The organism is Aquimarina sp. MAR_2010_214 (assembly GCF_002846555.1).
Classification (GTDB): domain Bacteria; phylum Bacteroidota; class Bacteroidia; order Flavobacteriales; family Flavobacteriaceae; genus Aquimarina.
In genome coordinates this window covers 2,476,319-2,501,011 of the sequence record NZ_PJMS01000001.1, presented here as the reverse complement: position 1 = coordinate 2,501,011, position 24,693 = coordinate 2,476,319, and the positions used below count along the sequence as shown (strand labels likewise).

At 32.6% G+C, this 24,693-nt stretch carries 22 protein-coding genes; all 22 read left to right on the top strand.

Annotated features, from left to right (window positions below; genetic code table 11):
* Positions 1 to 177: 177 nt before the first annotated feature.
* Positions 178 to 2,469, top strand: a complete 2,292-nt coding sequence (locus ATE84_RS10665; RefSeq protein ID WP_101447939.1) for a TonB-dependent receptor domain-containing protein — start codon at positions 178 to 180, stop codon at positions 2,467 to 2,469.
* Positions 2,470 to 2,510: 41 nt separating this feature from the next.
* Positions 2,511 to 3,626 (top strand): PQQ-dependent sugar dehydrogenase, encoded by a 1,116-nt coding sequence (locus tag ATE84_RS10660; protein WP_101447938.1) that lies wholly within the window; start codon positions 2,511 to 2,513, stop codon positions 3,624 to 3,626.
* 19 nt (positions 3,627 to 3,645) lie between these two features.
* Positions 3,646 to 4,107: a cytochrome c gene (locus tag ATE84_RS10655; protein ID WP_101447937.1), complete on the top strand. Its 462-nt coding sequence runs from the start codon at positions 3,646 to 3,648 to the stop codon at positions 4,105 to 4,107.
* A 114-nt stretch (positions 4,108 to 4,221) separates the two neighbouring features.
* Positions 4,222 to 4,959 (top strand): hypothetical protein, encoded by a 738-nt coding sequence (locus ATE84_RS10650; protein ID WP_101447936.1) that lies wholly within the window; start codon positions 4,222 to 4,224, stop codon positions 4,957 to 4,959.
* A 52-nt stretch (positions 4,960 to 5,011) separates the two neighbouring features.
* A complete protein-coding gene (locus tag ATE84_RS10645; protein WP_101447935.1) occupies positions 5,012 to 6,283 on the top strand; it encodes an MFS transporter in 1,272 nt (423 codons plus the stop codon).
* A gap of 13 nt (positions 6,284 to 6,296) precedes the next feature.
* Positions 6,297 to 7,859, top strand: a complete 1,563-nt coding sequence (locus ATE84_RS10640) for a glycoside hydrolase family 3 protein (RefSeq protein WP_101447934.1) — start codon at positions 6,297 to 6,299, stop codon at positions 7,857 to 7,859.
* 6 nt (positions 7,860 to 7,865) lie between these two features.
* Positions 7,866 to 8,951, top strand: a complete 1,086-nt coding sequence (locus ATE84_RS10635; protein WP_101447933.1) for an anhydro-N-acetylmuramic acid kinase — start codon at positions 7,866 to 7,868, stop codon at positions 8,949 to 8,951.
* Positions 8,952 to 8,997: 46 nt separating this feature from the next.
* Positions 8,998 to 10,917: an adenylate/guanylate cyclase domain-containing protein gene (locus ATE84_RS10630; RefSeq protein WP_101447932.1), complete on the top strand. Its 1,920-nt coding sequence runs from the start codon at positions 8,998 to 9,000 to the stop codon at positions 10,915 to 10,917.
* 852 nt (positions 10,918 to 11,769) lie between these two features.
* Positions 11,770 to 12,378 carry a uridine kinase gene (gene udk, locus ATE84_RS10620; protein WP_101447931.1) on the top strand — a complete coding sequence of 203 codons (609 nt, stop codon included), beginning with the start codon at positions 11,770 to 11,772 and terminating at the stop codon, positions 12,376 to 12,378.
* 38 nt (positions 12,379 to 12,416) lie between these two features.
* The gene (locus ATE84_RS10615; protein WP_369828514.1) at positions 12,417 to 12,776 is read left to right on the top strand and encodes a septum formation initiator family protein; all 360 of its coding nucleotides are present in this window, start codon (positions 12,417 to 12,419) and stop codon (positions 12,774 to 12,776) included.
* Entirely contained in the window at positions 12,769 to 14,136 is a 1,368-nt protein-coding gene (locus ATE84_RS10610; protein WP_101447930.1) for a methylmalonyl-CoA mutase subunit beta, read from the top strand. The genes ATE84_RS10615 and ATE84_RS10610 overlap by 8 nt, the downstream gene beginning before the upstream one ends.
* A gap of 65 nt (positions 14,137 to 14,201) precedes the next feature.
* Positions 14,202 to 14,846 carry a hypothetical protein gene (locus ATE84_RS10605; RefSeq protein ID WP_101447929.1) on the top strand — a complete coding sequence of 215 codons (645 nt, stop codon included), beginning with the start codon at positions 14,202 to 14,204 and terminating at the stop codon, positions 14,844 to 14,846.
* Between the two features lie 219 nt (positions 14,847 to 15,065).
* Complete coding sequence (locus tag ATE84_RS10600; RefSeq protein ID WP_143273606.1) at positions 15,066 to 15,692, top strand: hypothetical protein; 627 nt, start codon at positions 15,066 to 15,068, stop codon at positions 15,690 to 15,692.
* Between the two features lie 123 nt (positions 15,693 to 15,815).
* Entirely contained in the window at positions 15,816 to 17,948 is a 2,133-nt protein-coding gene (scpA, locus tag ATE84_RS10595) for a methylmalonyl-CoA mutase (RefSeq protein ID WP_101447927.1), read from the top strand.
* Between the two features lie 60 nt (positions 17,949 to 18,008).
* Entirely contained in the window at positions 18,009 to 18,890 is an 882-nt protein-coding gene (locus ATE84_RS10590) for an SDR family oxidoreductase (RefSeq protein WP_101450968.1), read from the top strand.
* 140 nt (positions 18,891 to 19,030) lie between these two features.
* Positions 19,031 to 19,795, top strand: a complete 765-nt coding sequence (locus ATE84_RS10585; protein WP_101447926.1) for a ParA family protein — start codon at positions 19,031 to 19,033, stop codon at positions 19,793 to 19,795.
* Between the two features lie 6 nt (positions 19,796 to 19,801).
* Positions 19,802 to 20,716, top strand: a complete 915-nt coding sequence (locus ATE84_RS10580) for a ParB/RepB/Spo0J family partition protein (protein ID WP_101447925.1) — start codon at positions 19,802 to 19,804, stop codon at positions 20,714 to 20,716.
* Positions 20,706 to 21,290, top strand: a complete 585-nt coding sequence (locus tag ATE84_RS10575) for a DUF5683 domain-containing protein (protein WP_233195783.1) — start codon at positions 20,706 to 20,708, stop codon at positions 21,288 to 21,290. The genes ATE84_RS10580 and ATE84_RS10575 overlap by 11 nt, the downstream gene beginning before the upstream one ends.
* Positions 21,291 to 21,339: 49 nt before the next feature.
* Positions 21,340 to 22,038, top strand: a complete 699-nt coding sequence (gene dapB / locus ATE84_RS10570; RefSeq protein WP_101447924.1) for a 4-hydroxy-tetrahydrodipicolinate reductase — start codon at positions 21,340 to 21,342, stop codon at positions 22,036 to 22,038.
* Between the two features lie 54 nt (positions 22,039 to 22,092).
* Positions 22,093 to 23,664, top strand: coding sequence for a signal peptidase I (gene lepB / locus ATE84_RS10565; RefSeq protein WP_101447923.1), 1,572 nt, complete (start codon positions 22,093 to 22,095; stop codon positions 23,662 to 23,664).
* Between the two features lie 17 nt (positions 23,665 to 23,681).
* Positions 23,682 to 24,308: a WbqC family protein gene (locus tag ATE84_RS10560; RefSeq protein WP_101447922.1), complete on the top strand. Its 627-nt coding sequence runs from the start codon at positions 23,682 to 23,684 to the stop codon at positions 24,306 to 24,308.
* Complete coding sequence (locus ATE84_RS10555; RefSeq protein WP_101447921.1) at positions 24,305 to 24,616, top strand: DUF6122 family protein; 312 nt, start codon at positions 24,305 to 24,307, stop codon at positions 24,614 to 24,616. Before ATE84_RS10560 ends, ATE84_RS10555 begins: the two co-directional genes overlap by 4 nt.
* The last annotated feature ends 77 nt before the right edge of the window (positions 24,617 to 24,693 follow it).

Sequence of the window (24,693 nt, the reverse complement as noted above, 5' to 3'; positions counted from 1 at the left end):
TATTTCGGATATTAGCAATAACAATCTTAACTACACTCAAAATCAACATAATGGTATACTTTCTTTAGTGTAAGGCTTACTCCATCTGATCGTTAAAAACTCATAATATTCATTAACATGATCATGTTTTTTAAAACCAATTGCTTCTAGTTTCCGATATTTGAGAAAAAACAAATCTTGAAAAGAATATTTTTATTTTTAGTCCTCGCTTGTCACTTTTCTGTATACTCACAAATTGACATTAAAGGAATTGTCATAAATAATTCGAATAAACTTCCTATAGCCAATGTAAGTGTTCTTGATGTAGATAGCAACATCAAAGTTTTTACTGATATTGATGGTAAGTTCTCAATTACAGCTCTGGGTGACATCAACTTTTCTAAAGACGGTTATACTGAAACCTCAATTGTAGTTAACAAAAATGATGATCTCGGAAAATATTTTACTATAACATTGTCCCCTATTACAAATTTGGTAGAGGTTGTAATAGAAGATTATTTTCGCCCACAAAAACATAAGTATGCAACAGAAGCTGTCTCTTCTATTACAGCTAATGATATTAATCGAGGAAACCCAATAGAGTTACACCCTGTTCTCAATAGAGTGGCTGGTGTTTTTATGCAAAACGGGACTTTAAACACAAACAGAATTACAATTAGAGGAATCGGAGCCAGAAACTTATTTGGTACGGCCAATATAAGAGCCTATTTCGGGGATATTCCATTAACTGATGGAAATGGAGAATCTTCTATAGAAGATTTGGAGCTTGGGGCTTTATCCAGTATAGAAATCCGTAAGGGGCCTTCTTCAAGTAGTTATGGTGTAGGATTAGGAGGAACTATCTTATTTCAACCCGAATTTGCAAATACAAATACTTCTGAGAGTGAATTAACTACATCATTTGGAAGTTATGGCCTAAGAAGAATTCTGGCTAAAGCCGCTGTATCCAAAGAAAAATCTAATATTACAGTACTGTATAGTAATAATCATACTGATGGTTATAGAGAAAACAATGAATATGATCGAAATACAGTAACACTGGCCTCTGGTTTTGATGCCGGAAAGAAAGACAATTTTTCGATAGTAGGAAGTTATGTTAACCTTAATGCTGGTATCCCCAGTTCATTAGATCAGGAAAATTATGAAAACAATCCAAGGCAAGCTGCATTTACCTGGGGGCGTGCTCAAGGTGCTGAAGATGTAGATTATGGGATATTAGGAGTAACATGGAAACATAATTACAATCCTAAAATATCACATAACACCAGTGTTTTTGGTTCTTTTAGAAACAATGATGAATCTAGACCTTTTAATATACTAAAAGAAAACACTACCAGTTTTGGCACTAGAAATCGAGTTTTAGGTACCCATTTAATTGCTAGTAAAGAATTAAACTGGACCGTGGGTGGGGAATTATTCTTTGATTATTATACTGGTAAGACTTTTGAAAATCTATATCAGGATTTCCCTGCTGGAACAGGTAGTGTAGAAGGCAGTCAACTTTCTGATCTTGATGAAAAACGATACTATTACAACATTTTTGCCGAAGCAAATTATAAGATTAGTAAGACGTTTAAAATAAATGTAGGTATGAATCTCAATCAGACTTTTTTTGATATCGATGATCAATTCTTATCTGATGGAGAAGATAGCTCTGGTAAATTTGATTTTGATCCTATATTCTCTCCCAAAATTGGAGTAAACTATTCTCTAAATTCTCAATTTACGCTCTACGGAAATATTGCCCATGGTTTCTCTACTCCTACTGCTTCAGAAACACTACTACCTGATGGTCTTTTTAATCCTGATATAAAACCCGAAATAGGCTGGAATTATGAGATCGGTACCCGATATAGTCTATTACAGGATATGCTTTATGGATCTTTATCAATATATCAATTTAGAGTTAAAGATCTTTTGGTTTCAAGAAGAACAATCGATGATAATTTCTTTGCTATTAATGCTGGAAAAACTACGCATAATGGCGCCGAATTAGAATTGAATTTCGATATTATAAAAGTAAACTCTGGAGTCTTAAAATTCTTTTTCAATGCATCGGTATATGATCATAAATTTGATGATTTTATAGATTTGGATACTGATTTTTCGAATAACGATCTTACCGGTGTTCCTTCTGAAGTTACCAATTCTGGAATCGAATTTATAGCTCAAAAAGGGTTCTATGGTAACTTTAGCTTTCAAACTGTAGGTAAAATACCTGCAAATGATGCAAATACAACATTTAGCAAAAACTATGAATTACTACATGGTAAAGTAGGTTTTAAAAATAACATTGGATCTCACTTCAGGTATGACTTATTTTTTGGCGCAAATAATATTTTAGACACCAAGTATACGTCTCAATTACAAATCAATGCCAGAGGGTTTGGTGGTAATTCTCCAAGGTATTTCTATCCTGGTTTACCATTTAATGCATACGCAGGGATTAACATAAATTATAGATTATAACTAATATTTCTTTGTATTTTTCAGAAATCAACAAAAAATCTATGAAGTTCTCGTCATTTTTAATCTTTCTAACCATTGTATTTTCGGCTTGCGCACAGCAACAAAAAGAAAATGATATTACCCTAGAAGATGATCCTAAAAACTATACAACAGAAGTTATTGTTCCTGATTTGCAAATCCCTTGGGGAATGGCTTGGTTGCCAGATGGTAGTATGCTCATTACAGAAAAAAGTGGAGAATTGATCCATTTTAAGAATGGTAATAAAACCTCGGTTGGTAATGTCCCAGAAGTATATAATCGCAACCAGGGCGGGCTATTGGATATAGAGTTACATCCTAACTATAAAGAAAACGGATGGTTATATATCACATATTCTTCTAAAGAAGGCACAGAAAAAGGAGGTAATACAGCTTTGATTAGAGCTAAACTAAAAAACAATCAACTAACTAGCATAGAAAAACTCTATAAAGGAACGCCCAATACTACAAAAGGGCATCATTTTGGATCGCGAATAGAATTTGATAACGAAGGATATCTCTACTTTTCTATTGGAGATCGTGGTAATAGAGATGTAAACCCTCAAGATATTACCCGGGATGGAGGAAAAATATACCGCCTTAATGATGATGGCACTATTCCTAAAGATAACCCTTTTGTTACCAAAAATGGAGCAAAAAAAGCGATCTTTTCTTATGGTCATCGCAATCCGCAAGGAATGGCAATACATCCCAATGGCACAATCTGGGTTCATGAACACGGCCCAAGAGGTGGTGATGAAATTAATCCAATCATAAAAGGTACAAATTATGGTTGGCCAGTAATTACTTATGGTATTAATTATAGCGGTACATCTATTACAGATATCACTAAAAAAGAAGGAATGAAACAGCCGTTATACTATTGGGTTCCTTCTATCGCTCCTAGCGGAATGGATTTTATTACAAGTGATATCTACCCCCGATGGAAAAACAACCTATTAGTAGGTTCTTTGAAATTTCAATATCTAGAACTCTTAGAATTAACCAATAATAAAGTTACAGAGCGAAAAAAATTATTAGATGGTGTGGGGCGTATTCGCAATGTAAGACAAGGGCCTGACGGTTTTATCTATGTAGCAGTAGAAAATAAAGGTATTCTAAAAATAATTCCTAATTAAATTAGAAACATGTAAACGCATGAAAAAATATTTAAAACGTTTCTTTATATTAGAAATTACCATATTGATCATAAGTATTTCAATTGTTGCACAACAAGAAAAATCAGATATTGAATATGTTCTTCCTGTATCAAAAATTCAAGACGCAAAATTATTAGAAAGTATAGCTCGCGGAAAAGAAGTGTATACTGATTTTTGTATGCAATGTCATCTTCCTGACGGAAAAGGATCTCCTAATGTTTATCCACCTTTAGCAGGATCAGATTGGTTAGTTAATAAACGAAAAGAAAGTATCTATTCTATTAAATATGGGTTAAATGGCCCTATAAAAGTTAATGGAAAAACCTATAATAATACCATGACATCATTAGGTCTTGAAGACGAAGAAATTGCTGATGTAATGAATTACATTATGAATAGCTGGAGTAATACCCAGAAAAAAATGGTAACTATAGATGAAGTTGCTGGAATTAAAAAATAATAATTTTTAATAACTTGTAATCCCAAAATAAATAAAATTTAAGAGTTCATTGAACATGCTATAACAATCGAGCTATGTATCACGTTAGTATAAATAACCAACCAAACCTGACATATGAAATTCTTAGCATTCATTTCTGTATTTCTAATTATATACTATGGTGATGCCCAAGAAAATCCCAATACATATAGATTTAGTTATAAATCAGAACTTTATAAGGGTACCAGATTTGAGATCACCACAAAGTTAAGAGCGTTAAAGAATAATTCATGGTTTACAAACATCCCTGAAGAAAAACAAGTAGAACTTGCTGGTTTATTCAAAAGAGTAAAAGATCAACCAATACCTAGGTTGTATAGAAAGGGTGCAATTGTATTTCTTGATGCATTGTATGCATATGAAGATTTCTTGACTATATATGATAATGCACTTTATGAAGTGATCCAACACTTAAAACATGATATGCGTCGTCTTGATTTTAAATTCGAAAGACAATTTACCAAAGCTAAAATACAACTAAATCGTACACAGAAAGAAGCAAAAAATAATATCGAACGGATAGATCTCCTGAAGAAAGATGTTCATGATAGTCATATAAAACTAGTTAGCCATAGATGGATGAAGAAAAAAATGGAAAAGTATAACGGCATGGATGCAGTTAAAAAACCAGATAATCTAATTAAAGAGTTTAAAAAGGCTGAAGCAATGAATGTCTTCACTATGCTTGAAGAAAAAAAAATGGACAAAATCAATTCGTATCTTGTGGATCAAATCATTGATTTCTTTTATAAAAAGTCGCTCCCAGAGATAGATTTGGATAAACTAGAATTAGATTATATCGATAAAATATAAATCAGGTATTACTAATAATTTATAAGTATCTTTCTTTCCTTAATAACAATTCATGACAGAATCTAATAAAGACAAAAATGCCTGGGCGTGGGTGCCTTCATTATATTTTACAGAAGGATTACCTTATGTGATTATTATCACGTTTTCTGTAATCATGTATAAAAAACTAGGAATTAGTAATGCTGATATTGGATTGTATACCAGTTGGCTCTACCTTCCTTGGGTTATAAAACCACTATGGAGCCCATTTGTAGATATTAAAAGCACTAAGCGTAATTGGTTTTTAGGTATGCAACTCCTTATTGCTATTGCATTTTTGGGAGTAGGCTTAACGATCCCTACCAATAATTTCTTTGTCCTTAGTCTTTCTTGTTTCTGGATAGCCGCATTTGCATCGGCCACAAACGATATTGCATCTGATGGATACTATCTTATTAGTCTTTCGCAAAAAAAACAATCCTTTTTTTTAGGAGTACGTAGTACTTTTTATCGCTTGGCTATGGTAACAGGACAAGGATTAATTGTAGTACTTGCTGGTTTTCTAGAGGGATATTACGGTAATAATCAAAAAGCATGGTCTTATACCATGATTATCACTGCCGTCTTCATGATTCTATTAACAGTAATCAATCTTTTTACAACTCCAAAAGTAGAAAATGAAACCGAGGATTCTAAAGATAATCCAATACGTTTCTTAGATGTTTTTAAGACCTTCTTTCAAAAAAAACAAATAGGTATTGTTCTCGCTTTTATCCTTCTTTACAGATTAGGAGAATCCCAATTGGTAAAAATGGCTTCTCCCTTTTTATTAGATCAGAAAGAAGCTGGTGGATTAGCATTATCCACTACCGAAGTAGGTACTATTTATGGTACATTCGGAATTATAGCCTTAACCATAGGAGGGATTCTGGGGGGTATTGCTATTTCGGTATATGGATTAAAAAAGTGGATGCTTCCTATGATTTTAGCTTTAAATCTACCCAATATATTGTATGTTTTATTAAGCTTCTGGGAATCATCTTCTGTGGTATCTGTTACGTTAGTTGTTATTGTAGAACAATTCGGATATGGATTTGGGTTTGCTGCTTATCTTATGTTTTTGATTTATGTGGCAGAAGGTGTTTCTAAAACTTCTCATTATGCAATAGCAACCGGATTTATGGCTTTAGGCATGATGTTACCAGGTATGATTAGTGGTTTCATCCAAGAGGTTCTTGGGTATACCGGATTCTTTATTTGGGTTGCCATTGCGGCAATTCCTGGCATTATCCTTACGAAATACATCCAATACCCCGCCACTTACGGAAAGAAAGACAAAAATTAAATTAATTCGAATAATGAACTTATCCAACCTTTCCAAAATCGAAAAAATTGGTCAGTTTTTCTTTCCTGCAGCATTTATTAATGATACAGATCAAGAAATAAAAGAAGTTGAAAAATTAATACTAGATTACAAAGTAGGAGGCCTTACCTTTTTTCATAGCAGAGCCAGTGCTGCTACCAACTTTGAAGGCAAGAAAAAAGTGATTCGAAATGAAGACAGTGCTAAGCGACTTGAAGAGCTCATAAAACATTATCAAAATATAGCTCCCACTCCACTACTAATTAGTATTGATGCAGAATGGGGATTGGCTATGCGGGTTGAGAATACTCCGCAATATCCTTATGCCATAACATTAGGAGCAATACCCGACGATCAATCAAATTTGATTACTGAAATAGGAGAATACATAGGAAATGATCTTAAAAGTATAGGAATTCATCTTAATTTGGCTCCTGTTGCCGATATTAATGTCAACCCTAATAATCCTGTAATCGGTTATCGTTCATTTGGTGAGAAAAAAGAACAGGTTACGCTTAAATCATTAGCATTTTATAAAGGACTTAAAGCTTCAGGGGTTTTAGGCTGTTTTAAGCATTTCCCAGGACATGGGGATACCGCTGTAGATTCGCACCTCGGACTTCCTGTAATCTCCAAAACTCGACAAGAATTATATGATGAAGAATTGTATCCATTTATAAAAGCAATAGCATCGGGAATTGATAGTATTTTGATCGGGCATCTGGCTGTACCTTCTTTAACCAACGGAAAAGATATATCAGCTACTTTATCAAAAGATATTATTAAAGGGGTTTTAAGAAATGAATTGGGTTTCGAAGGTGTTGTTATTTCTGACGCCCTTAATATGCATAGTGTTTCTAAATTATATCCCGAAAAAGGAATATTAGAGTGGAAAGCATTTGATGCAGGTAACGATATTCTATGTTTTGCAGAACATGTAGCAGAAGGTATTCGTACCATAGAAAAAAATGCAACTGACGAGCAAATTGAAGAAAGTTTTACAAGAATTCAAAAACTTAAAAAGGATGCTTTTAAAAAGAATATCTCGAATCCTACTTTTGATTCTGAAAAAGCAACTTCTTTAAATAGCAACATTGCCAAAGCATCACTTACCCATTATAAGTCAGATGAAGAAAGTTTTGAAAAATTTAATACCGAAGGTTTTGAAGCGGTAGCTATAGGAAATAGTATAGATTGTGCCTTTTTCGAAGAAATTAAGCGATATAAACAGTTTAATACAGCGAAAGACATCTCATCTTCTACTACTTTTTCTAGTGATAATATTCTTATAGCATTGTTTCCTCCTTCTATAAAACCAATGCATGAGTTTGGCATAGATCCAGAGATACTGCAAACTATAGAAAGCCTGAGTGAAGTAAAAAACATAACTTTATATTTGTTTGGTAATCCATATGCTTTGAGAGTACTACAAACTAAGAATATAAATAACATAACACTTGTATATCAAGATTTTAAAACTTTTCAGGAGACTGCGGCCAAACACTTTCTTAGACAACATAAAGCCATTGGTGTATCTCCTGTACAACTTTCAATATAAAAAGATATGAGTTCGGTTAAAAATCAATACACGGTAATCGGTTTAATGTCTGGAACTTCTCTAGACGGATTGGATATTGTTTGTTGCTCATTTGAAAAGAAAAATGATACCTGGATATTCTCTATTATTGATACCGATAGTATTGATTATGACATTAGGTTTAAAGAGCAATTAAAAAACACTGTGCACCTCGAACCTACAGCTTTATTGGCTTTTCATAATGAATATGGAAATTGGCTGGGTAATCAAGTGAAAAAGTTTATGAGTCAAAATAAAATTCACGTAGATTTTATAGCCAGTCATGGTCACACTGTTTTTCATCAACCTGAGATTGGATTAACATATCAAATTGGATCTGGACAACATCTGGCTAATGCATGTGAACAAAAAGTAATTTGTGATTTTAGGACCAATGATGTTGCTCTTGGTGGTCAGGGAGCTCCTCTGGTTCCTATAGGTGATCAATTGTTATTTGACCAATATGATTTTTGCCTTAATTTGGGCGGAATTAGTAACATTTCTTTTAATAATGAAAGAAAAAGAATTGCTTATGATATTTCGCCTGCCAATATGCTACTTAATTTCATTTGTTCGGCTATAGATAAGACTTATGATAAAGGCGGAAAGATCGCTAAAACCGGTATCTTAAACCCTACCCTACTAGATACTTTAAATGACCTATCATATTATACACTTCCCTTTCCAAAATCTTTAGGATATGAATGGTTCGTCGAAAAAATGATTCCTATTATAAATCATACTCAGGATTCTGCAGAAAACCTTTTACATACCGCTGTCCACCATATTACTACTCAAATAGCTAATGCTATCAAAAAAACCAAACACAAAGACAGTTCTGTACTGGTAACCGGTGGTGGTGCAAAAAATGATTTTCTTATCGAACTATTACAACAAAAATTAGATGGTTTTGCAACAGTGATAATTCCTTCAGAAGAGATTATTGATTTTAAAGAAGCATTGATCTTTGCATTTATGGGAGTTTTAAGAGATAGAAATGAGATAAATTGCTTACAATCTGTTACCGGAGCTAGAAAAGATTCTTCCTCTGGAGTTATCTACAAACCATACTAATTTTCACTACTTTTGAAACAAAAAAAGCAAGTATTAGTCGTTTTTAATGGATAAGATAAAAATTTCAAGAACACTATCCTCTAAATTAAACTTAGCTTATGCTACTATAATTCTGGTATTTCTTTTATCCGCTTTCTTTCCTCAACACATCAAAGCGCAAGAATTTTCGATTGAGCAAACAGAAGCTGAATACAAAAACCTTTATGGTCTTGACAAATTAAAGGCCCTAAATAAGTTAACCTTATATTATTACACACAAGGATCAAGTAAAGCGCTAAAGTATGCTAGGAGAGCACGTATTTTAAGTGATAATATTTTTATTAAATCCAATACTGTTGATCCTAGTGAGCGTAATCATCAGATACAAGCTTATCTCCAATTAGGGAAATTATATTATGATCGTAAAAAATATTTCGAATCTCAAAAACATCTAGCTAACGCGAAATCAATATCAGAAAAAATTAATCATCAAGTCTATTTTGATGAAGCTGAAATTTACTTAAAGAAAATTCAAGCCTTAATTGATGCTGGAGAAGTTAAAGAAACTTTTTTTTCAAAAACTTTAAGTAATCTAAAGATAGGCCAGACAATTAATGAAACTGTAGCAGAAATTAAAATTGAGGCAGAAATTGAATTTGGAAAACAAAAAGAAAAAAACGGGAATTTTTTAGGTGCTATTACGAATTACAAAAATGCCGTTAACCTATTAAAAAATGAAGGTAAAACTAAGAAAATTAATGAATTACAATTAAAAATTGCGATTTTACTTGATAGCTTAGATCAACATGTAAAAGCACAACAATTCCTGAAAGAAGCGATTTCTGAGATTGATACAGAATCTACCTATGATGATATAACCCCAGAAATAGACAATTCCTTACATCCATTATTAGACACTAAAACAGTACAGGTAAAAAACCCACAAGAATCATTACGAGTCAAACAACAGGAAATTAAGGACATTTTAATTGGTTACACCAAAGAAGAAAACTTTGAACAATCTCTGGCTTATTACAAACTATACCAGGAACTTTCTCAAAAGATGGAGGAAGATAGTTTAAAAACAGTATTCGAAAATGAACAAAAAACAAAAGAGATTTTTCTCCTAAAACAACAAAAAACAGTTGCCGATCTTAATGTAAAAGTTATAAATAAGGAAAAAGAGAGACAGATTCAACTACGCAACACTTCTATAATAATCACCCTACTAATCTTGATTAGCACATTAGTGACACTATATTTTTATATTTCAAAAAAGCGAGAGCATAAAAAATTAACAATCGTTCATAACGATCTCAATAAAACCAAAAGTAAATTAGTAGACGCAGAGCAGAGAATTATTAAATTGTTGAAACAACAATTATCTATTGATGTCGCTACAGAATTATTAACAAATGATTCTAATAGTCTTGGAGAAAATCGTTTTGTTTGTATCATGTTTCTGGATATTAGAGATTTTACATCTATTGCAGAAAAACTTAACCCAGAAGAGTTAATTAACTATCAAAACAATGTATTTGGGTTTATGATTGATATCATTCAAAAATACAATGGCACTATTAATCAACTTTTGGGCGATGGCTTTATGGCAACATTTGGAGCTCCTGTATCCCACGGAAATGATTGTCAGAATGCATTTTTAGCAGCAAAAGAAATTCTTGTAGAAATAAAAAAACAAAATGATTCTAAACACATACAAGAAACTAAAATTGGTATTGGACTTCATGCAGGTGATGTAGTTACAGGCAATGTAGGGAATGAATCTAGAAAACAATATTCTGTAACAGGAAACCCCGTTATCATTGCAAGTCGAGTAGAACAGTTAAATAAAGAATATAAAACTCAATTAATTATAACCGAAGAGGTTCATAAAAATTTAGATCCCATTCCAGAACATAGTCAACCCTTTATTGAAGTTATAGTAAAAGGAAGATCCAAATCCATAAAAATTATGCTTATCCAATAACAAAACGTCATTTTTTATTATTTGACATATACATTATTGAACCAATATCAAGAACTCATCATCACATCCTCTTCAAAACTCAAAAAAAAATCAGAAATGCTAATTATCGGAATCGCCAATAAAAAAGGTTGTGGTAAAATTACTGTTGTTAATCTAGTTACAAATGAATTACCAGAAAGTGAAAAGATTAAACAATCTATACTTAAATATGTATAATCAATGCCGCTAAGTTAAGTTCAAAAAGAATCTATTTGTCATACTAAACTTGTTAAAGTGTAATTAAACAGAGGCTATAAAGGACAAGCTCAGACCAACAATTGTAATCCTTACCTTAACGACATTGTCTGGAAACAAATTAAAATTTCGTTACAAAAATTTCAAAATAGTATAATCCTGATTTATACAAAAGATAGTTTCTTTCTACAAAAGGGAAATTTTCTTGAGAATTTAACAAGTTTACTAAAAGTATAAATACGGTTTAGTATGCTATTTTTAATACAGATAGTATTGTGTCTGTACTAAGCTAAAAAAGGTTAACATGCTAAGAAACTAGTTTCATATTTCGAACTTAATACTTAGAAACAAAAGATAAAAAAAAATTAAGGGGACAAAAGGGGGACATTCTAAAAACATCAATAAAATCAATCCGAGTAAAGCTTTGGTTAGCGCTTTATCAAGGAAATAGAATATTACTTTTTGATTTTCTTGACCTAACAAATGTTTTTTTTGATTAAAGTTTAAGCCCCATAAACTCTTAACTTATGAGTGTTGGTTTTCAGTTATTTAAAAACTCACAAACACATCCTCTTCAAAACTCAAAAACAATCTTTAAATTTGTCAAAAAAATCATAAATGCTAATTATTGGTATCGCCGGAGGAACGGGCTGTGGTAAAACTACTGTTGTTAATCAAATTGTAAATGAATTACCAGAAAATGAAGTCTGTGTCATATCACAGGATTCATACTATAAAGACACAAGTCACCTCACTTACGAAGAACGAGTTAAAATAAATTTTGATCATCCACAATCTATAGACTTTGAACTATTGGGTAAACATTTGATTGCACTTAGAAAAGGTGAAACAATAGCACAACCTGTATATTCATTTGTAGAACATAATCGTACCAACGAAACCGTCAATACAGCACCAAGTAAAGTAATTATTGTTGAAGGAATTTTGATACTTACCAATCCAAAAATCCGGGAGATGTTTGATATCAAAATATATGTACAAACAGATAGTGATGAACGCCTAATACGAAGACTTAAAAGAGATATAGTCGAACGAGGTCGTGACATGGATGAAGTCTTGGATAGATACCAAAATACTTTAAAACCTATGCATCAACAGTTCATTGATCCAACCAAAGAATTTGCTGATCTCATTATACCAAACAACAACTATAATAATGTAGCTATTGATATTGTACGTACCATTATTAAAGAACGCTTGAATTAACTTTTGTACCTTTACAACGAATATTATTCTCAATTAGATTGAAGCTAAAACAATATTTTCAGAAACTAAAAAATAAACCGGTATTGATCCCGATATTTGCCATATTTTTGAATAAATATGTACTCATTATTCTGTTATTTATAGTTTGGATGCTGTTTTTCGACACTAATTCCTGGCTTATTCACAGAGAATTAGATGAGGAGATCCAAGAGCTTGAAGATAATAAAGAGTATTATATGAAGGAGATTGTAAAGGATCAGAAAGACATTAAAGTACTAAAAGACAGTAGCGAACTTGAAAAATTTGCGAGAGAAGAATATTTTATGAAGAGAGATAATGAAGAAATATACATTATTGAATACGAAGATAGTGTACCTAAAAACAAAAAAGATGACTAAATCCCTATTCGATGGTTTTGAAGAAGTTTCTGCAAAACAATGGAAGCAAAAAATTCAATTTGATCTCAAAGGAGCAGACTATAATGAGGCATTGATTTATAAGTCTTTAGAAGGTATAGACATAAAACCTTTCTACAATCAAGAAGACATTGCAGAAAACAATTCTGCATCTCACCCTTCTTCTTGGAAAAATTGTGTAAAAATAGTAGTTAATTCAGCAATTATTGGTAATCAAAAAGCCCTGGAAACTATTAAAAAAGGGGCCGAAAGTATTCATTTTGTAATCTCACAAGAAGATATTGATCCAAAAAATCTCTTACAACATATTACTTCTACTACTTCTGTTTTTATTGAAACTGAATTTCTTTCTCCTTCTTATATTCAAAAACTAAATGATATTGCCAAAGAAATTAATCTAAGCATCTATATATTAACTGATATCATTAGTAATCTGGCAAGTACAGGGAACTGGTATAAGACATTAAAAGAAGATCATGCTTCATTAGATCAAATTACTAAAAATGAATACATCAAAAACAGTATTAGTATTGATATAGGATTGTATCAAAATGCCGGTGCTACAATGGTACAACAACTAGCCTATGGGTTAGCTCACGCCAACGAATACTTAAATCATTTTGAAAATACTACAAATACATTTTTAAAAAAAACACCGATTATTTTTAAAGTTGCCGTGGGTGGTAATTACTTTTTTGAAATTGCTAAATTAAGAGCACTTAGAATACTATGGAGTACACTGGCCCCAGAATATAACGCTACAACAGAGTGCCATATTTTGGCATATCCATCATACAGAAACAAAACCATTCTGGATTATAATGTAAATATGCTACGTACCACTACTGAATGTATGAGTGCAATATTAGGTGGGGCTGATACCATTCAAAATCTACCTTATGATGATATTTATCATCTTGAAAATGATTTCGGAACAAGAATTTCGTTAAATCAACTTTTGATTCTAAAAAACGAAAGTTATTTTGATTTGGTTGCTAATCCTGCTTCAGGATCCTATTACATTGAGAGTTTAACAAAACAAATGGCCGATAAATCGTTATCTATATTTAAAAACATTGAAGAAGGTGGTGGCTTCTTAAACCAATTGAAATCAGGGGTTATTCAGAAAAAAATAAAAGAAAGTGCCGAAAAAGAACAAGAATTATTTGATAATGAAAAAATTATATTAACAGGAACCAATAAATATCAAAATCCCGAAGAACATATTCCTGAATTTCAAAAACCTGTATTTCCAGAAAAAAAAGTACGAAAAACACTTTTACCCCCAATAATAACAAAAAGATTACCTCAAGAAATAGAAAGAAAAACCGTAAAACCGTAGTATAAGTCTTTAATTTTTTGTATTTTACAAAGAAGCAATACTATTTATAACTAAATATTAATCTCATGCCCCTAAAGATTAAATATACGGTTGTATTATTTTTTTTAGTTCTAATTATATGTACTACAGGTAATACTCAAACCACTGAACAAAATTTTGACTGTCTCAAAATTGACAATCAAGGATTATTAAAACAATCTTTTGATTCCTTTGAAAAAGATTTATTTCATCATTATAAATTTAACAATGACACTATAAAAACGTACCAAACGTTTCTTAATGAAGTATATAGTCTATCCATAAACTTAAGAGAACTCCCTTCTAAAAATTCTATACAATTAGCCCGTATATACAAGAAAAAAGCCACCGATAGAAATTCTCTTTGGGTTTTATTAAGTCAATATGATGAAGAATTGATTGCCTCACAAAACACTACTACCCCAAAAGCTAATCAACAAAAGGAAGGGGAAGTTTTGACATTTAATTATCGTGGTGGGTTTATTCAATGTTTAAAAAACAACAGTAATAGTGAAGGTTTTAAAGATATTGTAAACACTTTAGAGCTTGATGGTAATGTAAGCCCTTCTTTAATTGCACAAAGATTACATGACTTGCCAAGAGACGAATTTAACACCCATGAAGTAAAAAGTTTCATCGCTTTTGATATCTATTATTCCATTTTGTTGGTAATAGAAAAAGCATTTGGGTAATTGTAATTACTTAAAAGAAATATAACACCTCTATATAGAATTCATATAGAACGGTATACTCTATTTGACTACCACATTTAATTTCATAAAAAACAAAGGCAATAATTTCGAGTCTAAGAAAAAAACACAATAAAACGTTAATATTTACCAATTTATTGTTAACTTCCCAACTGGATTTTAAAATTTAGCCTATACATTAACATTACTAAATCTAAATCAATGCCCCTAAAGATTAGATCTAGAATTATAGTCATCTCTTTATTTGTATGCTTAAAGGTGACTTATTCTCAATCTGGTTCTAGCTGCCTCAGTGTAGATGAAACTGGTATTATTAAAAAAGCATATGATTCTTTTGAGAATGACATATTCGCTCATTATAAATTTGGTACTGACTCTATAAAGACCTATCGAACTTTCTTAGCCGAAGTTGCCAGTTTATCACTTGATTTAAGAAAAATCCCTTCAGATACTTCTATCAAACTTGCTCGTGAATTCAAAAAGATAGCTGATAACAAAAACTCTCTTTGGATCAAATTAAGCGAATACGAAAATCAAGAGGCTGCAAAAAAATCTGCACCCGCTACAAATAAAAAAAGTGGAGAAGAAATCTTGATTTTTAATTATAGAGGAGGGTTTATTCAATGCCTTAAAAACACAAGTGATAATGATGACTTCAAAGATATTGTTTCTACTCTCGAAGAAGATGGCAATGTTAGCACTTCATTAATTTCTCAAAGAATCTATTATATTCCTGACAAAGAGTTTTGTGCTATAGAAATAAAAAACTTTATAGCCTTTGATGTATACTACTCTATCCTAATGGTTATCGAAAAGGCGTTTAAGTAATTTTTTCACCATTCTCTAAAAACTTAAGCTTGAATCTGTCCTTTTTTTTAATAAAAATCATTTTTAAAACCTTAATTTTATAGCCTTGTTAATTTATCATTTCTAAAAATGAGGCTTTGAGTAATGAATAGAAAAGACATACAGCATATCCAGCTACCAGAAGAAGCTATCTCCAATAGACATCAACAGGTTTCTACGTTTACTACTTCAGAAGGAGTAGATATAAAATCCTTTTATGAAAAAGAGGATATTAATAATGTAGATCATCTCAATTTTTCTGCTGGAATTCCTCCTTATTTACGAGGTCCTTACTCTACAATGTATGTTCGTAGACCTTGGACAATACGACAATATGCAGGGTTTTCTACTGCAGAAGAAAGTAATGCTTTTTATCGCAGGAACCTTGCCGCTGGGCAAAAAGGGTTATCTGTAGCTTTTGATCTGGCTACACACCGTGGATATGATAGTGATCATGAACGTGTGTTTGGTGATGTAGGTATGGCTGGAGTAGCCATCGATACAGTAGAAGATATGAAAGTTCTATTTGATCAGATTCCACTCGATAAAATGTCCGTTTCTATGACTATGAATGGGGCTGTTTTACCCATTATGGCATTTTATATTGTAGCCGCAGAGGAACAAGGGGTAGATAAAAATTTACTTTCTGGAACTATTCAAAATGATATTTTAAAAGAGTTCATGGTACGTAACACTTATGTTTACCCTCCTGCTCCATCGATGCGAATCATTGGTGATATTTTTAAATATTGTTCTAAGAATATGCCAAAATTTAACCCAATAAGCATCTCTGGTTATCATATGCAAGAAGCTGGTGCTACCTGTGATATTGAATTGGCTTATACACTAGCCGATGGGTTAGAATATATTAGAAAAGGAATTGAAGCTGGTATGGATGTCGATTCATTTGCACCTCGCCTTTCTTTCTTTTGGGCAATTGGTATGAATCATTTTATGGAAATTGCTAAAATGCGTGCAGCACGTATGCTATGGGCAAAATTAATCCAGCAGTTTAATCCAAAAAACCCGAAATCATTAATGCTACGTACTCATTGCCAAACCAGTGGATGGAGTCTTACCGCACAAGATCCATTTAATAATGTGGCTCGTACTTGTATTGAAGCAAGTGCTGCCGCTTTTGGTGGTACGCAGAGTTTACATACCAATGCGCTTGATGAAGCCATTGCATTGCCTACAGATTTTTCTGCAAGAATTGCCAGAAATACGCAAATATATCTACAAGAGGAAACCCAAATTACCCGTACAGTTGATCCATGGGCAGGAAGTTATTACGTAGAGTCCCTAACTAATGACATTGCCGAAAAAGCATGGAAGCTTATTGAAGAAGTAGAAGAACTGGGAGGAATGACCAAAGCTATTGAGGCAGGAATTCCTAAAATGAGAATAGAAGAAGCTGCTGCACGTAAACAAGCGAGAATCGATAGCGAACAAGATGTTATCATAGGAGTTAACAAATTTAAACTAGAAGAAGAAGAGGCTATTAGTACTCTAAAAGTAGATAATCAAGCAGTAAGAACCCAACAAATAGAAGGACTTAACAACGTAAAAGCTTCAAGAGATGAGCAGGCTGTTCAAAATGCATTGCATAATTTAACTGTAGCAGCAACCGATGAACATCAAAATTTACTAGCTTTAGCTGTAGAAGCAGCAAAACTAAGGGCTACTTTAGGAGAAATTAGTGATGCTTTAGAAAAAGAATTCGGAAGATATAAAGCAGAAATAAAATCATTTACAGGAGTGTACGCAAAAGAAATAAAAGATGATGCCTCTTTTAATAAAGCAAGAGAATTAGCAAATCAATATGCTAATTTAGAAGGCCGAAGACCAAGGATTATGATTGCCAAAATGGGCCAAGATGGTCATGATCGTGGCGCTAAAGTAGTTGCGACAAGTTATGCAGATGTGGGCTTTGATGTAGATATCGGACCACTATTTCAAACTCCTGTTGAAGCTGCAAAACAAGCTGTAGAAAATGATGTACATATTGTAGGCGTATCTTCACTTGCTGGTGGACATAAAACTCTGGTTCCTCAAATTGTAGAAGAACTCAAAAAATATGGAAGAGAAGATATTATGGTTATCGTTGGCGGTGTGATCCCTCCTGATGATTACGATTTTCTTTTTGAAGCAGGAGCAGTTGCTATCTTTGGGCCAGGAACAAAAATAAGCGATGCCGCTATTACTATTTTAGAAATTCTAATTTCTACTTTCAAATAGGTAATAAAAAAACTATGCATGCATAGTTTTTTTATTACCTTAGCAAAATATCGATACATTATGAATTATAAAGATAAAATGCTTCGTGATGGAGCGCTAAAAGGAAAAAACATAGTCGTTACCGGTGGAGGTAGTGGATTAGGAAAATCTATGACAAGATATTTTCTAGAACTTGGAGCTAATGTTGCTATTACTTCACGTAATCTGGAAAAATTACAAAATACTGCTAAAGAACTCGAATCAGAAACAGGAGGAACTTGCTTACCGTTACAATGTGATGTAAGAGAATATGATCAGGTTGAGGCAATGAGAGATCGAGCTCTTGAAGCTTTCGGTTCGGTAGATGTGTTACTCAATAATGCTGCAGGAAATTTTATTTCTCCCACAGAGCGTTTATCACATCGCGCTTTTGATACCATCATTGATATTGTACTAAAAGGTACCAAAAACTGTACACTTGCTTTTGGAAAATATTGGATTGAAAACAAGTATAAAAACACAGTTGTTCTAAATATAGTAACAACATATGCCTGGACAGGTTCGGCGTATGTAGTACCGAGTGCTACAGCAAAAGCAGGAGTTTTAGCAATGACCAGATCATTAGCTGTAGAATGGGCAAAATACGGAATGCGTTTTAATGCAATTGCTCCGGGTCCGTTTCCTACAAAAGGAGCCTGGGATCGCCTTTTACCAGGAGATTTAAAAGATAAGATTAACATGGCCAAACAAGTACCTCTGGCTCGTGTAGGAGATCATCAGGAACTTGCCAACCTTGCTGCTTATCTTGTATCCGATTTTTCTGCTTATGTAAATGGAGAAGTTGTTACACTAGATGGAGGTGAATGGTTAAAAGGAGCAGGACAATTCAATCTTCTTGAACAAATTCCTGAAGAAATGTGGGATCAACTAGAAGCAATGATCAGAGCAAAAAAAAATAAATAAGTATTTATTAACAATTATAAAAGTATGTTAGACCATCCTTAAAGGGGGATGGTCTTTTTTATTTCCTACTGTTAACATTTTTCATTTTTATAATATATAATAAATTGTATTTTTATCGCTATAAATCCAAATCTCCCCTTATGGGTAAAATAATAGCAATTGCAAATCAAAAAGGTGGTGTAGGTAAAACTACCACCTCTGTAAACTTAGCGGCTTCTCTAGGTGTTTTAGAGAAAAAAGTACTCTTGATCGATGCAGATCCACAAGCTAATGCAACTTCTGGACTAGGTTTAGATGTTGAAAGTGTTGAAAAAGGAACGTATCAAATTTTGGAGCATACTATAAATCCCGAAGAAGCGATTTTAGAAACCAGTTCTCCTAATGTGCATATTATTCCGGCACATATTGACTTGGTTGCAATAGAAATAGAACTTGTTGATAAGGATCAACGCGAGTATATGATGAAAAAAGCAATTGAAGGATTAAAGTCTAAATATGACTATATCCTCATAGATTGCGCACCTTCTCTTGGTTTATTAACTCTAAATGCGTTAACTGCTGCTGATTCGGTAATGATCCCTATTCAATGTGAATATTTTGCATTAGAAGGGCTCGGAAAACTTTTAAACACTGTAAAAAGTGTACAAAAAATCCATAATCAAAATTTGGATATCGAAGGTTTATTGTTAACGATGTATGATTCTAGATTAAGATTATCTAATCAAGTGGTAGAAGAAGTTCAAAAACACTTTAATGAAATGGTGTTTAAAACTATCATTCAGAGGAATATTCGTTTAAGTGAGGCACCAAGTTATGGTGAAAGTATAATTAATTATGATGCTTCTAGTAAAGGTGCCAGTAATTACTTAAGTTTGGCACACGAAATTATTAAGAAAAATAGTTAAGGAGTCATGGCGAAGGCAACTAAAAAGCAGGCACTAGGAAGAGGATTATCAGCACTATTAAAAGATCCTGAAAATGATATAAAATCAGTAGAGGATAAAAATGCCGATAAAGTAGTTGGTAATATTATAGAATTAGATCTTAATAGCATAGATGTTAATCCATTTCAGCCTCGTACTAGTTTTAATGATGAAACATTGCGAGAACTTGCAACTTCAATTAAAGAAGTTGGTGTTATACAACCTATAACGGTTCGTAAATTAGATTTTGACAATTATCAGTTAGTAAGTGGAGAACGTCGTTTTCGAGCTTCAAAATTAGCTGGATTAAAAACCATACCTGCCTATATTCGTATTGCCAATGATCAGGAGTCATTAACAATGGCATTGGTAGAGAATATTCAGCGACAGGATTTAGATCCCATTGAAATTGCATTATCGTATCAGCGTCTTATCGATGAGATTAGTCTGACACAAGAACAATTAAGTGACAGAGTAGGAAAAAAGAGATCTACTATTGCTAATTATCTAAGATTATTAAAACTAGATCCCATTGTACAAACAGGCATGAGAGATGGTTTTATATCTATGGGTCATGGTCGTGCTTTGATAAACATAGAAGATCAACAGCAACAACTGGATATTTATGAGTCTATTATAGGAAAATCATTATCTGTTCGTGATACAGAAAAAATAGTAAGATCCCTTAATGATAAAACAGAAGATGACTCAAATACTAAGACTTCTTCTACTAATAATCAGCTGCCAAAACATATTGCCAAAGGGGTAAAGGAGTTTTCGGACTATTTTGGCGCAAAAATTGATATAAAAGTTTCTGGTAAAGGAAATGGAAAACTTATTATACCATTTTCTTCAGAAGAAGATTTTAAACGCTTAAAGAAACTTATAAATAGTGAAGATTAAATTCTTTTATATTATTTTTTTTGTACTGCTTTCTATTCAAAATGTTCTTTCTCAAGAAAATGAAGAATTAAAAGTTATTACAGAAGAAGTTCCTGTAAAAAAGAAAAAGAGGGAAAAGAAAATACGTCCATATGAGCCTTTAGCTCCTGCCAGGGCGGCATTTTATTCTGCAGTGCTACCCGGATTAGGACAAGCATATACTAAAAAATACTGGAAAATCCCTATCGTTTATGCAGCACTAGGAACAGGTATCTATTTCTATATCGATAATAACAATAATTATAATCGTTTTCGAGATATATACAAACGTAGACTTGCTGGTTTTACAGATGATGAGTTTCCGAATATAACGAATGATCAATTAATATCATTACAAGAACGTTTTCGTCGAGAGAAAGAGTTATCACTATTAATAACTGTAGGGGTTTATCTTCTTAATATTGTAGATGCAAATGTTACAGCTCACTTATTACAGTATAATGTAACCGAAGATCTCTCGTTCAAACCAAAAATAAATTTTAACGAGTTTGATACCAGACCAAATTATGGTGTATCGCTCAACTATAGTTTTTAAGAAACTCTAATCCTTAAAAACTTAATGAATTAATAATAGCAACCAAAATATGAAAATCGCACTACTGGGATATGGTAAAATGGGTAAAACCATAGAGAAGATCGCAATAGAAAGAGGCCATACCATAGTACTTAAAGTAGATAAAGGTGATACTACATATGATCTTTCTGAGGCTGATGTAGCTATAGATTTTAGCATTCCTGCTGCAGCTGTAAATAATATTACCAATTGTTTTAATGCTAAAGTACCTGTAGTATCTGGTACAACGGGATGGCTAGATCATTATGATAATATTCTTGAATTATGTAATGAAAAAAAAGGAGGTTTCATTTATGCTTCAAATTATAGTTTGGGCGTAAATTTATTCTTCGAACTTAATAAAAAGCTAGCTAAGATGATGAACCCTTTAGAAGGGTATGCTATTTCTATGGAAGAAATTCATCATACCGAAAAATTGGATGCTCCAAGTGGTACTGCAATAACACTAGCAGAAGGAGTTATTCAAAATACAAATAAAGAAGCATGGCAACTAGATGAAGGGGATGAAAACATCATCCCGATTGTTGCAAAAAGAATTGATAAAGTACCTGGTACTCACACCGTAACATATTCTTCTCTGGTTGATGATATTGAAATCAAACATACCGCACATAATCGTAATGGTTTTGCACTAGGTGCTGTTGTAGCTGCCGAATGGCTAAAGGATAAAACCGGAGTTTATAGCATGAAAGATGTACTAGGATTATAAAAAGTGTAACACTTTACAGATAAAAGGGACTTATAGTAAAAAATATATTAAAAGATGATACTTACAGAATGGCTTATTTTTTTCCTGATACTACAGGTTATTCATTTTCTGGGAACCTGGAAATTATATACTAAAGCAGGTAGAAAAGCATGGGAGGCTATTATTCCAGTCTATAATGCTGTAGTTTTAATGAAAATTATAAATCGGCCATGGTGGTGGGTAATACTACTATTTATCCCAGTTATTAATGTCATTATGTTACCGGTTATTTGGGTAGAAACGATACGAAGTTTTGGAAAAAACTCTACAACCGATACCATTCTGGTTATTGTTACTCTTGGATTCTATATCTTTTATGTTAATTACATGCTCGATGTAACTTATATAGAAGATCGAGATCTAAAACCAAGAACTGCTACAGGAGAATGGGTTAGTTCAATTCTATTTGCGATTGTTGCTGCAACTATAGTGCATACCTATTTCATGCAGCCCTACACTATCCCTACCGGTTCTTTAGAAAGAACATTACTGGTCGGGGATTTCTTATTTGTTAGCAAGTTTCATTATGGTGCTCGTACTCCCATGACAGCAGTATCTTTTCCTATGGTTCATGATACAATTCCGTTGGTACGAACAAAGTCATATACTAACAAACCACAATATCCATATTTTAGATTACCCGGTTTTCAAAAAATCAAACGTAATGATATTGTAGTATTTAGCTGGCCAATAGATACTGTAAATGCTTTTCAGCAATATAGCGATGGCAAATATCATTATAAGCCTATAGATAAAAAGTCGAATTATGTAAAACGCTGTGTTGGTACTCCCGGAGACTCTCTGGCAGTAGTAGATGGTTTCGTTTATATTAACGGGAAACAAACTAAATTACCAGAACGGGCTCAATTACAGTTTTCATACTCTGGAACTACAAAAGGTAGTAGTTTCAATCTTCAAAACCTATACAACCGTTACAAAATAAAGCAGAATGAGTTTGGATATAACAATTCACAATTTAGTGCTCATGGTATGACCGAGGATGCTGCTTCTCGATTTAAAAATCATCAAAACGTAACAAGCATACAACGAAATATAACTCCAAAAGGCCTAAAAGACCCTAAAATCTTTCCTAATAATGGTAAAGTAAACTGGAATTCTGATAATTTTGGTGCAATTTATATTCCTGAAGCTGGTAAAACAGTGAAAATGGATCTCAAAAGCTTCTCTCTTTACAGAAGAATTATAGAAGTCTATGAAGGTTCTGAAATGGGAATTGATAATACACTATCTGTAAATGGCACACAAGTACTTCTTAATGGTAAACATATAGAGAGTTATACTTTTAAACAAGATTATTACTGGATGATGGGTGACAATCGTCACAACAGTGAAGATAGCCGGGTTTGGGGCTACGTTCCTGCCAATCATATTGTAGGGAAACCTGTTTTTGTATGGTTTAGTTGGGATTCTAATGCAAAAGGACTTTTTAACAAAATACGATGGGAGCGTATGTTCACTACCGTTGGAGGAAGTGGACAACCTGTATCCTATTTTAAATATTTCCTGATTCTTTTAGCTGGCTGGATTATCTATAATCAATATCGTAAAAGGAAAAAAGGAGCTTAATACTCAGTACCATAAAATTGAAAACTACCCTACTCCATCCTGCTTATTTTGGACCAATAGCACATTATGCTGCTATTGTTCAATCTAACAAGGTTGTTTTTGAAAATGAAGATAATTATCAAAAACAAACGTATCGTAATCGTGCATACATTTATGGAGCTAACGGAAAACTTCTATTAACGATCCCTATCAAACACAATCAAAAAGAAAAAAGACAGCTATATAGAGATATTCGTATAGAAAATGATTTTAAGTGGCAAATACAACATTGGAAATCACTGGAATCAGCCTATAGGACCTCTCCTTTTTTTGAATATTATGAGGATGAACTTGTTCATTTATTTGAGAAACCAAAAGAGTTTCTTATGGATTTCAATCATCAATGCCGAGAAGTGATTATCGATTGCTTACAATTAGACGTTTCTTTTTCTAAAACAAGTACATATGTTAAGGATCCTATAGAAGTAACCGATCTAAGGAATTTGATTAATGCGAGAAAAGAAAAACAACATAATCTTCAATCTTACATTCAGGTTTTTGAAGACAAGCAAGGTTTTATACCTAACCTTTCTATTTTAGATTTGATATTTAATGAAGGTACCAATGCATTAACGTATCTCGAGAATCAATCTGTTTTTCTATGATCCGACCGATCTTACATTACGGTTTTCATTTTATAATCCCTTTGTTAATAGTATTTCTTTTTTTTCCGAAACAATGGAAAAAAGTCTATATTATTTTTATAGGAGCTATGCTAATCGATCTAGATCACCTTTTGGCTTACCCTTCTATTTTTGATTCAAATCGATGTAGTATTGGATTTCATCCTTTACACAGTTATTACGCTATTACAGCATATGGAATTATGTTATTTTTCCCTAAAATGAGAATTATAGGCTTAGCTCTGCTATGGCACATCCTTACCGATCAAATTGATTGTTGGATGATGTAAAAACAGCTTATACATTCTATTTTAGAAAATATTGATTACATTTAGAATAAAACTGGTACTAATAAACTGCTTTTAAT

Excerpts from the sequence above, each read along its gene's own strand:
- ATE84_RS10660 (WP_101447938.1), top strand. The coding sequence starts at position 2,511 with ATGAAGTTCTCGTCATTTTTAATCTTTCTAACCATTGTATTTTCGGCT.
- ATE84_RS10655 (WP_101447937.1), top strand. The coding sequence starts at position 3,646 with ATGAAAAAATATTTAAAACGTTTCTTTATATTAGAAATTACCATATTG.
- ATE84_RS10650 (WP_101447936.1), top strand. The coding sequence starts at position 4,222 with ATGAAATTCTTAGCATTCATTTCTGTATTTCTAATTATATACTATGGT.
- ATE84_RS10645 (WP_101447935.1), top strand. The coding sequence starts at position 5,012 with ATGACAGAATCTAATAAAGACAAAAATGCCTGGGCGTGGGTGCCTTCA.
- ATE84_RS10640 (WP_101447934.1), top strand. The coding sequence starts at position 6,297 with ATGAACTTATCCAACCTTTCCAAAATCGAAAAAATTGGTCAGTTTTTC.
- ATE84_RS10635 (WP_101447933.1), top strand. The coding sequence starts at position 7,866 with ATGAGTTCGGTTAAAAATCAATACACGGTAATCGGTTTAATGTCTGGA.
- ATE84_RS10630 (WP_101447932.1), top strand. The coding sequence starts at position 8,998 with ATGGATAAGATAAAAATTTCAAGAACACTATCCTCTAAATTAAACTTA.
- udk (WP_101447931.1), top strand. The coding sequence starts at position 11,770 with ATGCTAATTATTGGTATCGCCGGAGGAACGGGCTGTGGTAAAACTACT.
- ATE84_RS10610 (WP_101447930.1), top strand. The coding sequence starts at position 12,769 with ATGACTAAATCCCTATTCGATGGTTTTGAAGAAGTTTCTGCAAAACAA.
- ATE84_RS10605 (WP_101447929.1), top strand. The coding sequence starts at position 14,202 with ATGCCCCTAAAGATTAAATATACGGTTGTATTATTTTTTTTAGTTCTA.
- ATE84_RS10600 (WP_143273606.1), top strand. The coding sequence starts at position 15,066 with ATGCCCCTAAAGATTAGATCTAGAATTATAGTCATCTCTTTATTTGTA.
- scpA (WP_101447927.1), top strand. The coding sequence starts at position 15,816 with ATGAATAGAAAAGACATACAGCATATCCAGCTACCAGAAGAAGCTATC.
- ATE84_RS10590 (WP_101450968.1), top strand. The coding sequence starts at position 18,009 with ATGAATTATAAAGATAAAATGCTTCGTGATGGAGCGCTAAAAGGAAAA.
- ATE84_RS10585 (WP_101447926.1), top strand. The coding sequence starts at position 19,031 with ATGGGTAAAATAATAGCAATTGCAAATCAAAAAGGTGGTGTAGGTAAA.
- ATE84_RS10580 (WP_101447925.1), top strand. The coding sequence starts at position 19,802 with ATGGCGAAGGCAACTAAAAAGCAGGCACTAGGAAGAGGATTATCAGCA.
- dapB (WP_101447924.1), top strand. The coding sequence starts at position 21,340 with ATGAAAATCGCACTACTGGGATATGGTAAAATGGGTAAAACCATAGAG.
- lepB (WP_101447923.1), top strand. The coding sequence starts at position 22,093 with ATGATACTTACAGAATGGCTTATTTTTTTCCTGATACTACAGGTTATT.
- ATE84_RS10555 (WP_101447921.1), top strand. The coding sequence starts at position 24,305 with ATGATCCGACCGATCTTACATTACGGTTTTCATTTTATAATCCCTTTG.